General features: G+C 39.2%; 12 protein-coding genes and 2 pseudogenes. 10 read left to right on the top strand and 4 right to left on the bottom strand.

The window, feature by feature from the left end; all coding sequences use genetic code 11:
* The 4 genes and pseudogenes from BLR79_RS07110 to tyrS all read right to left on the bottom strand — a co-directional run.
* Nucleotides 1-119: pseudogene (locus BLR79_RS07110) on the bottom strand (transposase); the annotation flags it as partial.
* 201 nt (nucleotides 120-320) lie between these two features.
* Nucleotides 321-548: a helix-turn-helix domain-containing protein gene (locus tag BLR79_RS09425; RefSeq protein WP_159427624.1), complete on the bottom strand. Its 228-nt coding sequence runs from the start codon at nucleotides 546-548 to the stop codon at nucleotides 321-323.
* Between the two features lie 20 nt (nucleotides 549-568).
* Complete coding sequence (locus BLR79_RS07120; protein ID WP_092086357.1) at nucleotides 569-1267, bottom strand: helix-turn-helix domain-containing protein; 699 nt, start codon at nucleotides 1265-1267, stop codon at nucleotides 569-571.
* An 88-nt stretch (nucleotides 1268-1355) separates the two neighbouring features.
* Nucleotides 1356-2630, bottom strand: a complete 1275-nt coding sequence (gene tyrS / locus BLR79_RS07125) for a tyrosine--tRNA ligase (RefSeq protein WP_092086360.1) — start codon at nucleotides 2628-2630, stop codon at nucleotides 1356-1358.
* A 319-nt stretch (nucleotides 2631-2949) separates the two neighbouring features.
* Between tyrS and BLR79_RS07130 the strand changes: the two genes are divergently transcribed.
* The 10 genes and pseudogenes from BLR79_RS07130 to BLR79_RS07170 all read left to right on the top strand — a co-directional run.
* Nucleotides 2950-4704 (top strand): C40 family peptidase, encoded by a 1755-nt coding sequence (locus BLR79_RS07130; protein ID WP_092086363.1) that lies wholly within the window; start codon nucleotides 2950-2952, stop codon nucleotides 4702-4704.
* A 124-nt stretch (nucleotides 4705-4828) separates the two neighbouring features.
* Nucleotides 4829-6856, top strand: coding sequence for a methionine--tRNA ligase (gene metG / locus BLR79_RS07135; RefSeq protein ID WP_092086366.1), 2028 nt, complete (start codon nucleotides 4829-4831; stop codon nucleotides 6854-6856).
* Nucleotides 6857-6911: 55 nt separating this feature from the next.
* Nucleotides 6912-7694 carry a TatD family hydrolase gene (locus BLR79_RS07140; RefSeq protein ID WP_092086369.1) on the top strand — a complete coding sequence of 261 codons (783 nt, stop codon included), beginning with the start codon at nucleotides 6912-6914 and terminating at the stop codon, nucleotides 7692-7694.
* On the top strand, nucleotides 7687-8268 hold the full coding sequence (gene rnmV / locus BLR79_RS07145) for a ribonuclease M5 (protein WP_092086372.1): 582 nt from the start codon (nucleotides 7687-7689) through the stop codon (nucleotides 8266-8268). The genes BLR79_RS07140 and rnmV overlap by 8 nt, the downstream gene beginning before the upstream one ends.
* A complete protein-coding gene (gene rsmA, locus BLR79_RS07150) occupies nucleotides 8252-9124 on the top strand; it encodes a 16S rRNA (adenine(1518)-N(6)/adenine(1519)-N(6))-dimethyltransferase RsmA (RefSeq protein ID WP_092086375.1) in 873 nt (290 codons plus the stop codon). Before rnmV ends, rsmA begins: the two co-directional genes overlap by 17 nt.
* A 93-nt stretch (nucleotides 9125-9217) precedes the next feature.
* Nucleotides 9218-10144, top strand: coding sequence for an FAD:protein FMN transferase (locus BLR79_RS07155; RefSeq protein WP_092086378.1), 927 nt, complete (start codon nucleotides 9218-9220; stop codon nucleotides 10142-10144).
* Between the two features lie 21 nt (nucleotides 10145-10165).
* Nucleotides 10166-10771 (top strand): NADPH-dependent FMN reductase, encoded by a 606-nt coding sequence (locus tag BLR79_RS07160; RefSeq protein ID WP_092086381.1) that lies wholly within the window; start codon nucleotides 10166-10168, stop codon nucleotides 10769-10771.
* A gap of 17 nt (nucleotides 10772-10788) precedes the next feature.
* Nucleotides 10789-12066 (top strand): annotated as a pseudogene (locus tag BLR79_RS09430) (NAD(P)H-dependent oxidoreductase); the annotation flags it as partial.
* Nucleotides 12067-12150: 84 nt separating this feature from the next.
* Nucleotides 12151-12930 carry a PAS domain-containing protein gene (locus BLR79_RS09435; RefSeq protein WP_407643818.1) on the top strand — a complete coding sequence of 260 codons (780 nt, stop codon included), beginning with the start codon at nucleotides 12151-12153 and terminating at the stop codon, nucleotides 12928-12930.
* 193 nt (nucleotides 12931-13123) lie between these two features.
* Nucleotides 13124-13309, top strand: a 186-nt coding sequence (locus BLR79_RS07170) for a helix-turn-helix domain-containing protein (RefSeq protein WP_143338795.1), incomplete at its 3' end; no start/stop codon positions are given.

Below are 13309 nucleotides of genomic sequence, written 5' to 3' on the forward strand. Positions count from 1 at the left end.
GCAGATACTAAGCCTTTATGAGCATCAGAAATAACGAGTTCTACACCTTGTAATCCTCTTTCTTTTAAGTATTCAAAGAAGTTAGACCATGTGTCATCACTTTCTTCATTTTGGATCAAACACCTGGATATTATGCCAACCACTTAAGAAATATGGTTTCATCAAGCACCTGACTCCTCAAGAGTCGCTAGCGCTTTTCCTCTTGACCAGCCAGGAGCTTGATGAAGGGAGTTGTTTAAGGTGGTTAGCACAAGTATGTCACCAAGTTCAATCACTCATAATATTTCAATCACTCATAATATAGTGTAGAAATTTCTAACTTAAATTGACAATCGAGAATAATTAAGATAGATGGTTATCCGACGATAACCATAAATCCCATTATAGTTGTCATAGACTTCTTGGATTTGTTCCATTAGCCATTCTAGGCGCAACTGGGAGGGCGATGGTTCGCGTTTTAACCATTTATAGTATGCCGAACGGCTGACTCCCAGAGCCTCGCACAGATAGGTTATTTTATATCCTTCTTGCTTAAGTTTCTCAATCACCTTGAATTCCGCTTGGTATTTTATTCTCGTAACATCAACTCTCTTTCCACTTCTTGAAATTTTTTTAAGGCAGCGTTCTCCGTTTCTAAATACTCATTACGAGCTTTTAAAGCAACCATTTCTGTTTTAAGCTTCTCTTCTTCTGTTTGAATGCTTTCAGGCTTTCTTCGGCCTCTGCCATCTATCAGGCCATCTGACCCATATTTTTGATACTTCTGGACCCATGAATAGACATTGTTGTAGGATACGGCGTATTTCTCAGCAGTTTCTCTATAGGACATCCCGGTCTCTAGATAATCTTTGACGATCTCAATTTTTTCTTCTTGTGTTTTCTTCTGGCTTTTCATTGTATACACCTCGGGTTTAGGAACAACGTCCTTATTTTCTTCTCCTTTAGTATACTTGATAATCCAGTTTTTTACAGTGCTGTGGGAAGGTATATTGTATTTTAGAGCGAGTTGTCTGATAGGTTCTTGATGATCAAGATACTCTTCAACAACAGCTAACTTGAAGTCATGACTGTAATGATTGTTGGAGGTCTTAGTTTGGATACCAGAATAGCCATGGCTTCTATATTTAGTGACGTAATTAGAAAACGTTTGCTTGGATAAAAGTAGTCCATAGTCTTCTCTCAACGTTCTGTAGGATATACCGTCCTCTAAATATAAACGAATGTATTTCTCTAGTTCACTATCTGAATATTTTCTGTTTGAACGCATAAAGCTCCCCCTTAAGTAGATTTACTTTTTTAAGTGTCTACTTTAGGGGGAGCGTATCACTCTAGTATTCAAAAGCTGGTTTTATTGATTAGTCTTCTAAAGTAACTAAGTAGTAGTTACGACGTCCGCGACGGACAATAATATATTTGCCACCAATAGTATGGTCTTTAGTAATTGTAAAATCTAAATCTTTAATTTGTTCACCATTGATGCGAATCGCGCCACCGCTAACAAACTCGCGAGCTTGACGACGGGACGGTGCAATGCCTACTTCAGTTAACCAAATTGGTAAGTTTTCATCGATAAGTGACGTAGTAAATTGAGGCATATTTTTGAAGCCTTGTTCAATTTGTTCGACCGTTAAATCTTGAACTTCTCCTGAGAACAGTGCTTCGGTAATGGTTTGCGCTTCTTTTAAAGCTTCTTCACCGTGAACAAAGCGAGTGACCTCTTCTGCCAATGTTCTTTGAGCTACTCTTAAATGAGGTTGAGTTTTAACTTCTTCTTCAAGAGCTTCAATTTCTTCTTTTGATAAGAAAGTGAAGTATTTGATGAATTTAATCACATCTTCGTCGGTTTGGTTAAGCCAAAATTGGTAAAACTCGTAAGGTGTTGTTTTTTCAGCGTCTAACCAAATGGTCTCTCCACCGGCTGACTTACCGAACTTTTGACCGTCAGAGCGTAACATTAATGGAATCGTTAATCCGAAAGCTTTAGCTTCAGGTCCTTCCATGCGACGAATAAAGTCCAGTCCGGCTGTAATGTTCCCCCACTGATCTGCTCCACCAATTTGTAGTTGAACGTCTAGTTCGTTATATAAATGGTGGAAGTCGATGGATTGTAAAATTTGATAAGTAAATTCAGTAAAGGAAATGCCCGTATCTAAACGGCTCGCAACAATATCTTTAGCTAACATTACGTTGATATTGAAGTGTTTCCCGTAATCACGTAAAAAGCTTAATAGGTCAATTTTACTTAACCAATCGTAGTTATTAACAACGCGGTAACTATTATCGGCATCTTCTTCTTTGGATAAGAAAATGCGGTCCACCTGTTCAGTTAATTTACGGGCGTTTTCTTTTACAACGTCCATTGTTTGAAGGGTTCGTTCAGAAGCACGCCCACTTGGATCTCCGATAGACCCTGTTGCGCCACCGATTAAAATAACAGGATTATGCCCGGCTAGTTGGAAACGTTTAAGAATCATAAAAGGAATTAAATGCCCAATGTGCATGGAGTCTCCTGTAGGGTCGACCCCGCAATAAAGGCTAATTGATTTTTCTTTTGTTAACTGTTGTAAACCTTCAGCGTCGGTTTGTTGATGAATCGCGCCACGCCATATTAAATCATCGATAATATTCAATGGTCTTCTCTCCTTTAAAGGTTATTTTCTAGAAAATATCTTCATTAATTATAGTCGTTTACTAAATGAAGTTCAAACGCAACTTAGAGAGAAAATGGGCATTGAAGAGATGTTTAAGTAACAAAAGGTCTTTCAGATTACAGTTATGTTACAAGAGTTATACGAAACGACTAAAACCCTTTTTATCTTTTCGGGATGTGGTAGTATAGTTTTTGAGCCGGAATGACTGGCTGTTCTTAATAATGAATATTTATTGACTGGCACATTAAACGAGTGCCCATTTATTTAAAAAATTAGTAATAGGAGAGACCTTTTAATTATGAAAAAATCATTGCTTTTTAGATCTTTATTTACATCAACGATGATCTTAAGTGCTGTCACTGTTCCAACAGTTGCTTTAGCAGATAACTATGACGAAGCGATCCAACAAACAGATGCAGCCATTGAAGGAATGTCTGCTCAACAAGATGCTTTACATGCAGAATTATCTTCATTATATTCAGAAATCGAAGCTGTCTATGAAGAAGCCAATGAAGTGTTAGCTACTATTTCTGAAGATGATGAACTAATTGAGTTATTGCAAGATGAAATTGAAGAATTAGAAGACATTATCGCAAAGCGTGAGGAGCTATTAAGTGAACAAGCTCGTGCTGTTCAAATAAATGGCGGAACGACTGATTACTTAAAAGCTATCGCTTCTGCAGAGTCAGTTAGCGATTTTATCGGTCGTATCGATGTTGTACGTAAGATGGTTAGCGCAAACAAAGAATTATTAGCAGGCCAAAAAGAAGACGTACAAGCTGTTGAAGCCAAAAAAGCAGACATTGAAACAGCACGCGATGCAAAATTAGCTAAAAAAGCACAATTAGATGGTTTAGCTGTTGAATTACAAACGGCTCAAGCAAACTCTCAATCTGTTTACGATCAATTAGCCAATGATATTACTTTAGCGGCTAACCAACGTGCAGCAATTGAACAAGAAAGACAAGAATTCCTAGCTGCTCAAGAAGCTCAAGCACAAGCAATTGCCTTAGAAGCTCAAGCACAAATTGAAGCAGAACAACAAGCCGCTGAAGAAGCTTACGCTCAAGCAGCTCTAGAAGCAGAATTAGATGCTCAAGCTCAAGCAGAAGTAGCGCAATTAGAAGCGATTGCTGCTGAAGCAGAAGCAGTTTCAGCTCTAGAAGCAGAAGCAGCAGCCTTAGAAGCTCAAGCTCAATCACTAGAAGCTCAAGCGACTGAAGAAGCGGTTGTTCCAGAAGTTCATGTAGAAGAAGTTGCTCCTGTTGAAGTAGCGCCAGTTGAAGCGCCACAATTAACAGTTGAAGATTTAAACTTAGAGCCACTTTATGAAGAAAAAGTTGTTGAGGTCGTTGAAATCGACCCAGAGACGGGTGAAGAAATTGTCACTCAAACAGTTGAAATGGTTGAAGTTGAGCGTACACAAGAAGAAATTGACGCAGCTTTACAAGAAGCTCAAGCTAAAGCTGAATTAGAAGCTCAAGCCCAAGCAGAAGCAGCTCGTCAAGAAGCAGAAGCCCAAGCTCAAGCCGAAGCAGCGCGTCAAGAAGCTCAAGCCCAAGCAGAAGCTCAAGCCCAAGCAGAGGCTGCAGCTCAAGAAGCTGCACGTCAAGAAGCAGAAGCAGCGCGTCAAGAAGCCGAAGCGAAAAAAGCCGAAGCAGCGGCAGCTCAACAATCATTTGGTGACAAATATGGTTCATTAATCGCTGAAGCAGAGAGCCATTTAGGAACACCTTATGTATGGGGTGGACGTAACCCGGGCGGATTTGACTGTTCAGGATTCGTACAATATGTTTACAATAAAGTTTACGGCATTAACGTTGGTTCATGGACTGGTGAACAACAATATGCTGGTGAAGTCATTGACGTAAGTAGCGCGAAAACAGGAGATTTATACTTCTGGGGCGATTTAGGTTCAACTTACCACGTAGCGATCGCTACAGGAGATGGTAACTATATCCACGCAGCTGACTACGGTACACCACTAGGTTACGGTAAAGTAAACTCATACTTCATGCCAAGCTTTGCTTTACGTATTCCAGGGGTTAACTAATTAAATACTTTCAAGCCTATCCGTTAAGGGTAGGCTTTTTTATGGTTTTCATTAATTTACAAAAAGTGATTAGATAAATATGATATAATGAATCAATAAGTTTAAAACAAGGAGGCACTCATTCGTGCAAAATCAAAATAAAACATTTTACTTAACGACACCAATTTATTATCCAAGTGGTCGTTTACATATTGGAAATACTTATACTACTGTCTTTGCAGATGCTGTTGCTCGTTATAAACGTTTAATGAACTACGATACATTCTTTTTAACAGGAACAGATGAGCATGGTCAAAAGATTGAAAGTACGGCTCAAGAACAAAATATGCAACCCCAAGAATATGTCGATATGATGGCCGATTATATTCAAGATCTATGGAAGCAATTAGAAATTACCCACGATAAATTTATTCGTACAACAGACGGATATCATAAAGAAGCGGTTCAACAAATTTTTGAACGTTTACTTGAACAAGGAGATATTTATTTAGGCGAATATCAAGGGTGGTATTCAGTTAGCGATGAGGAGTTCTTTACTGAAAGTCAACTCATTGAAGTTTATAGAGATGATTCAGGTAAAACAATCGGAGGCGTAGCTCCTTCTGGACACGAAGTAGAGTTAGTTAAAGAAGAATCTTACTTCTTTAAATTAAGTCGATATGCTGATCGTTTAGTGGACTATTATGAAAGTCACCCGGACTTTTTAATTCCTCAAGCCCGTAAAAATGAAATGATCAATAACTTTATTAAGCCAGGGCTAGAAGATTTAGCGGTCACTCGTACCTCTTTTAAATGGGGCGTTCCCGTTGAAAGTGATCCAAAACACGTTGTATATGTATGGATTGACGCTTTATCTAACTATATTACCGCGTTAGGTTATGGTAGCGAGGATACTGAGAACTTTGAACGTTATTGGCCAGCTAACTTGCAAATTATTGGAAAAGATATTTCGCGTTTCCACATGATCTACTGGCCTGCTTTATTAATGGCGCTTGATTTACCTTTACCAAAAACGATTTTTGCCCACGGTTGGCTAGTGATGAAAGACGGTAAGATGTCTAAGTCTAAAGGAAACGTCATCTATCCTGAAATGTTAATCGAACGTTACGGCTTAGATGCGACTCGCTATTATTTATTACGCGAAATGGGTGTTGGTAATGATAGTGTGTTTACTCCTGAGGATTTTGTTTTAAGAATTAATACGGAGTTGGCTAACGATTTAGGTAACTTATTAAACCGTACCATTGCGATGGTTAACCAATATTTAGAAGGTAACGTGCCTGCTTTTGAAGATGAAAATGTTGGCTCGACTGAGTTTGATGAAGAGTTTGAAGAGTTTGTTCAGCAAGAGCTTGCTGCTTATCATGAAGCGATGGATCAATATTATTTAAGTCAAGCTTTAGAGCACGTGGTTCGTATGGTGTCTCGTACAAATAAATATATCGATGAAACAACGCCATGGGTTTTAGCTAAAGATGAAACAAAAGCTTCTGAATTAAAGTCAGTGATGTATCATTTAGTTGAATCTTTACGTTTAATTGCTCATACCCTTCGTCCAATGATGCCACAAGTCCCTCTAACGATGTTTGCACAATTAGGCTTACATCAAGAAGCGGACCGTTTATTAAATGATGTAGCTTGGGGACAACTTCCGTCTGGTGTTAAAGTAGTTGCTAAAGGAACGCCTATTTTCCCACGCTTAGATGTGAAAGAAGAAGTCCAGTTTATTAGTGACAAAATGCATGAAACGATGGCTCAAGCAGGTGGTCAAGAAGATGAAGCGTGGGATCCTGAAGAAACAGAACTTGTTTTTGAAGAAACAAAACATGTTGACTTTGATCAATTTATTCAAACAGAAATTAAAGTAGCCGAAGTGATTGATGTTGACTTTGTCGAAGGGTCAAACAAACTGCTACAATTCCGTCTCGATGCTGGCGATAAAGGTCATCGTCAAGTGTTATCTGGTATTGCTAAAGTTTATCCTGAACCGAAAGAGCTTATCGGCAAAAAAGTTCTCGTCGTTGCTAACTTAAAACCTCGTAAAATGATGGGGCTCGTTAGTCAAGGAATGATCTTATCTGCTGAATATGATGGTAAGTTAGAATTAGTCTTTGCACCAGAAAATGCGACGAACGGCTCATTAATCGGTTAATTTCATGGCCTCAATCTACTAAAGATTGAGGCTTTTTTAGTAAAGGAGTGTAATAATGAAGTTATTTGATACACATACTCATTTAAACGTGGAGCAGTTTGATGGGATTGAAGATGATATCATTCGTCAAGCCTGGCAAAATGATGTGAACTATATGGCTGTTGTCGGCTTTGACGAAGCCACGATTTTGAAAAGTTTAGAGTTAAGTGAACAATACGATTCCCTCATTAGTGTGGTTGGTTGGCATCCTAATGAAGCGGGGAGTTATAACGATGCAGTCGAAGAAAAATTACGCCAGTGGCTTCAACATCCTAAAGTAAAAATGTTAGGAGAAATCGGTTTAGATTACCACTGGAATCGGGCTTCTAAAGAAGTTCAAGAAAGAGTGTTTCGTCGTCAAATCAATTTAGCTAAAGAATTAGATTTTCCGATTACGATTCACAACCGCGAAGCCGCCGAAGATGTTTATCGCATTTTAAAAGATGAAGGATTACCAAAAAAAGGTGGTATTATGCATAGCTTTGGTGGAACGCCTGAAGAAGTTCAACAATTTATTGATTTAGGTATGCACATTAGTTTTAGTGGTGTTTTAACCTTTAAAAAGTCCGACGATGTTCGCCAAGCGGCTAAAATGGTTCCGATGGACCGCTTATTAATTGAAACCGATGCGCCTTATTTAGCACCAGTGCCTAAACGGGGTAAACGCAATGAACCGGGATATGTAAAATATGTAGCTGAAGTATTAGCCGATGTTAAAGGGGTCAGTGTCGAAGAGATTGCCCGGATTACGACAGAGAATGCCTTTAATTTATTTGGTTGGAGACCTGAAGATGACTAGTAGCCCTAAAGAAGTCATTGTAGTAGAAGGAAAGTCAGATACTGCTCGTTTAAAGCAATGTTTTGGTCCCGAGATAAGAACTATAGAAACAGGTGGATCTGCTTTAGACGAAGAAACATTGGAACAAATTAAAAAAGCACAAGAAGTTTTTGGAGTCATCGTTTTTACAGATCCTGATACTCCAGGCCAATTGATTCGTCGTCAAATTAGCCAGTTTATTCCGACGGTCCAACATGCCCATTTACTACAAAAAGAAGCTCAAAGTAAGAAAGAAAAGGAAAGCCTTGGAGTAGAGCACGCAAGTTTAGAACATATCCGACAGGCTTTAGATAACGTATTAACCTATGCGCCACGCCAAGACGGATTTGAGATAACGATGGCTGATCTAATGCATTTAGGGCTAGCTGCCGGGCCTAAAGCACAACAAAAACGCTTTAAAATAGCTCATCACTTTAAATTAGGTCATGTAAATGCTAAACAGCTCCATAAAGCGTTAATGATGTATCAAATTCCTTTAGATGAAGTCAAAAAAGTACTCGAAGAAAGTGAGGATATGGATGAACGAACCATTTAGACCAATTTCTCTTCCCACTCGTACTGTCGATATTATGAAGCGGTACGATATTAAAATGAAAAAGAGTTTAGGACAAAACTTTTTAGTTGAACCGCAAATTTTAGAAAAAATGATTGACACGGCGCAAATTGACGACCAAACCACTGTCATCGAAGTCGGTCCAGGAATTGGTGCTTTGACAGAGTTTTTAGCTCGAAGTGCCAAGCAAGTGCTCAGTTTTGAAATCGATCAACGATTTATTGCTATTTTAGAAGAAACTCTTGCTCCTTATGATAACGTTAAAGTCGTTCACGAAGATATTTTAAAAGTTGATTTTAACGAGGAAAATTACCGCTGGTTAGCTAACGAAGAACGTCTCGTAGTGGTTGCTAATTTACCTTATTATATTACGACGCCGATTATTATGCATTTACTAGAAAGTCGTTTACCTTTTGATACGTTAGTGATGATGATGCAAAAGGAAGTAGCTGAACGGATGACAGCTAATATCGGTACAAAAGCGTATAGTTCACTAAGTATTGCGGTGCAAAACGTTATGGACAGTGAATTAAGTTTTATTGTTCCTAAAACAGTGTTTATTCCCCAACCTAATGTGGATTCAGCTGTATTAAAATTAACCAGGCGACCTGCTCCATTAGTGGAGGTAGATAATCCAGCCCGGTTTGAACATTTTGTTAGAACCGCTTTTACCCAGCGACGTAAAACTTTGTGGAATAATTTACGTCACTATTTAAAGGATGTATCGGCAGATCAAATTCAACAAGCGTTAGATGAAGCTAAAATTGACGGACAGCGCCGAGGGGAAAGTTTGTCGATTGATGAATTTGCTTCTATTTATCAAGCGCTTTATAAATGATAACCTTTTCATAAATTGAGGTTGTGTGTAGAGATGAATCTTTATTTGTGATAAAATAGGCATATCTTATAGTAATTGGAACGAGGAATAAGGATGCAAAAGCAAACGAAAGCTTTACGTTTAATGGGAACGAACATTCATTTAATGGTTGTTCATCCTGAAGCGACGCTAATTTTAGACCATTTAGAAGATATGCTTTATATGTATAATCAACGATTTAGTGCGAATGATGACCGTTCTGAATTAAGTCAAGTGAATCAACAAGCAGGCATTCGGCCGGTAAAAGTCCATCCTGAGCTTTTTGAACTTATTGATATGGGGCGCTATCACAGCACACAGCCCCATTCGAGTTTAAATATTGCGATTGGACCGTTGATTAAATTGTGGCGTGTCGGGTTTAAAGATGCGAGAAAGCCTCTTCAAGAAGAGATTGATCAAGCTCTTTCTTTAATTAATCCTTCGTTGATTGAATTAAATGAAAGGGAGCAAACCGTCTATTTAGCTCGTAAAGGAATTGAAATCGATCTAGGCGCTTTAGCGAAAGGATATATTGCAGATCGCTTAGCCGATTACATGAAAGAGCAAGGGGTTGCTTCGGGATTAATCAATTTAGGAGGCAATATTGTAACGGTCGGGCCTGCTTTAAATCGACCGGATTACTATTGGCGTATCGGCGTTCAAACCCCTGATGCTAAACGAGGAGAGTCAACTGTAACAGTAAAGCTATTTAATGAATCCATTGTTACCTCAGGTATTTATGAACGAGTATTGAAGATAGGAAGTGAAACATTTCATCACATCTTCGATTCAAAAACAGGCTATCCAATGGATACCGACATCGCCAGTTTAAGTATTATTGCCCGTCAATCAGTGGAGTGTGAAGTGTGGACGACGCGTTTATTTGGGTTAAGTGCTGAATTAGCGTTGGAACAAATTGAGTCCCTTTCCAATATTGAAGGAATTATCATTACTAAAGATGGACGTACATTAATGAGTCGACATGTACAGGTGGTTAATTAATAAAACAAAGGAGAACATGCTATGAAAAAAGTGATTGCTATTGTTGGAAACAACGCAGAAAAATCAACAAACCGTCAACTGATTCAATACATTCAATCTCGCTATAGCGGTTTGTTTGATATTGATATTATGGAAGTTAAAGACTTTCCGTTATTTAATAAGCCAGCTAACATGCAATTGCCTGATTATGTTAAAGAACAAGTAGAACGAATTGAAGCGTGTGACGGTGTGATTATTGCAACACCGGAATACGACCATGCCCCTCCTGCTGCTTTAACGAATGCAATTGCTTGGATGTCTTATGGAGTGTATCCTTTCGCATCAAAACCTGTTTTAATTACAGGAGCATCTTACGGATTGCTTGGAACTTCACGCGCTCAAGGGCAATTACGTCAAATATTTACAGCACCCGAATTACGTGCTCACGTAATGCCAGGGGTTGAGTTTTTAGTAGGGCATTCTCTTCAAGCCTTTGATGCGGATGGCCAGTTAAAAGACCAAGATCTTGTTGCTCAACTTGATGCGATTATGCGTGACTTCAACACTTTTGTTAAAGTAAATGAACAATTAGTTGAAGAGCGAGATTTAAGCCGCAAAGCTGCAGAAGAATTTACATGGGATCAATAATATAAGGAGGAAATCGAATGAAATTTGTAGGAATCGCAGGATCAAACGCAGAACAGTCCTATAACCGTCAATTAATTCAGTATGTCCAAAAGGCTTTTCCGTCTTTATTCGAACTGGATGTGATTGATATTAAAGATGTACCAATGTTTAGTACATCAGATGATCAAACTAATACACCGTTTATTCAAGATGTCGCTCGTCGAATTCAAGAAGCCGATGGAATTATTATTGCGACACCAGAACATAACTTTACTATTCCTCCAGCTTTAAAGAGCTTAATTGAATATATGACTTATAAAGTCCATCCTTTAGAAGGTAAGCCAGTTCTTATTATGGGAGCTTCTTACTTTACTCAAGGAACATCAAGAGCCCAACTTCATTTACGTCAAATTTTAGAAGCACCTGGATCAGGAGCTTATGTTTTCCCAGGAAATGAGTTTCTATTAAGTAACGCTAAGCAGGCTTTTGATGAGCAAGGGAACTTAAAAGATCAAGGAACCCATAACTTCTTACGAAGCGTCTTAGAAAAATTCATGAGCTTTGCTAAATTAATTAACCATTCTCTTGATGAAGGTTATGCGATGGAAGAAGAAGATGCTACAAGTGGCGCATCAGAAAGTGAGAAAGGATTAGGTGAGAGTGTGAGCGAAGATTTATGGTCAACAGAACCTGTCGATACAACCATTGAAGGCATCGCGATGACAGCCGATGATTGGGTTGAACAAGCAAGTGAAATGACAAAAGCCGCTAAAGGAAGCGACTATGTTAAGTTAAACCATGGTGTTTTAACCGTCGACCAATTAAATAACTTGTTAAAAACAGTCCCTTATGAAGTAACTTATGCCGATGAAAACAACCAATTCATCTATTATAACTATCGTGCTGACAGTAGCGACATGTTAGGTCCACGCGAACCTGAGCAAGTCGGATCTCCTCTAGGAGACGTTCACCCAGATCATACCTTTGATAACGTTTCTTGGGTCATTAATGAACTTCGTTCCGGTCGTCAAGATACGGTCCGCTTACAAGTGCCAGGAGAACCAGGTCAATTCAAGGTTCACAACTATATCGCTATGCGCGATGAAGAAGGAAACTACCGTGGAATTCACGAAATGATTATGGACTTACAACCATGGATTGATTGGTATTTCGAAGAAACAGGCGGTAAAGTCGTGACAAAAGAAGATGCGAATACATCCGCTTCTCAAGCAGAAGAGCCTGTGGATGCAGCAACGAGCGCTTCTCAAGCCGATGAAGAATCAAAAGATGATGCTGTAACAAGCGCTACTTCAAAAGCTGCTACAGAAGCAGAAGACCTATGGGCAACAGGAACCGTTGCAACGACAGTGACTGACGTTGCAAAAGATGACCCAAACTGGGTGGAAAAGGTCGCTGAGTTAACGAATGCAGCTTCTGGCGATGATTACGTTGAATTAGATCGCGGTGTATTAACGGTTAACCAAATTAACTGGTTACTTGAAGCTTTACCTTACGAAGCAACTTATGCCGATGAAAATAACCAATTCATTTACTATAACTATACAAAAGAACAAAAAGAAATGTTAGGCGGCAGACAACCATGGCAAGTAGGTATGTCTCTAGCTGAAGTTCACCCACAACGCGCCTTTGCAGGAGCAGCATGGGTTGTTCATCAATTACGTAACGGACGTCCATTCTTTAGAGTACGTATCCCAGGAGAGCCAGGTCAATTTAAAGTTCACCACTACATTCGTATGGAGCATGCTGATGGAAGCTATGCAGGTATCCACGAAGCAATCTTTGACTTACAACCATGGATTGATTGGTACTTAGATGAAGTAGCTAAACAACACGATGCGACATCGGGTGCAAGTGATGCGACAACAAGCGCAAGCTACTCAACCGACGCGACAGGTGGTGCGTCAGAAGTTTGGGAAGGTCAAGAAGAAACTAATGATCAATCAGCCCATACTTGCACATGCGATTCATGTGGTTCAGGGGATCTTGTTGACCGCAAAGTACACGTTCCAGGTAATGAAGGAGAGTACTTAGTGCAACAATTCGTTGGAACGAAAGACGCTAATGGAAACTACAAAGCATTACAAGAGAACAAATTTGACCTACAACCATGGATCGATTGGTACTTAGAAGAAACAGGTCAACGTTTAACAAAGAAATAATCACATCTTCTACCGACTGATAATAAGTCGGTAGATTTTTTTATATAGAAACGTCTAAATTTGTTGGCAATCTTTTTCGATTTGTGGTTGTAAGGGTATCATACATATGTGACACGAAAACATAAAAAAAGAGGAGCTTCTGGTACACTATATCTAGACAAAATAAAAACCATAGTGTGAAAGGAAGCTCCCCATGAAGTCAATTATAACAGAAGAAATGCGATATAGGCAAAAAGTTGTTGAGTATGCGGAAAAATATGATAATAACGCCAAAGCAGCCCGTCGTTATGGCACAAGCCGTCAAAACGTCCAACGTTGGCGCAAGCGTTACGATAAGACGTGGGATAGCTTACGTAACAAAAGTCGCCGTCCTCACAGT

The organism is Dolosicoccus paucivorans (genome assembly GCF_900100125.1).
In the GTDB taxonomy this organism is placed as follows: domain Bacteria; phylum Bacillota; class Bacilli; order Lactobacillales; family Aerococcaceae; genus Dolosicoccus; species Dolosicoccus paucivorans.

What these genes read in the sequence shown, in the direction of transcription:
- BLR79_RS07155 (WP_092086378.1), top strand. Translation starts at nt 9,218, where the DNA reads ATGCAAAAGCAAACGAAAGCTTTACGTTTAATGGGAACGAACATTCAT.
- BLR79_RS07130 (WP_092086363.1), top strand. Translation starts at nt 2,950, where the DNA reads ATGAAAAAATCATTGCTTTTTAGATCTTTATTTACATCAACGATGATC.
- rnmV (WP_092086372.1), top strand. Translation starts at nt 7,687, where the DNA reads ATGACTAGTAGCCCTAAAGAAGTCATTGTAGTAGAAGGAAAGTCAGAT.
- BLR79_RS07160 (WP_092086381.1), top strand. Translation starts at nt 10,166, where the DNA reads ATGAAAAAAGTGATTGCTATTGTTGGAAACAACGCAGAAAAATCAACA.
- BLR79_RS07120 (WP_092086357.1), bottom strand. Translation starts at nt 1,267, where the DNA reads ATGCGTTCAAACAGAAAATATTCAGATAGTGAACTAGAGAAATACATT.
- BLR79_RS07140 (WP_092086369.1), top strand. Translation starts at nt 6,912, where the DNA reads ATGAAGTTATTTGATACACATACTCATTTAAACGTGGAGCAGTTTGAT.
- rsmA (WP_092086375.1), top strand. Translation starts at nt 8,252, where the DNA reads ATGAACGAACCATTTAGACCAATTTCTCTTCCCACTCGTACTGTCGAT.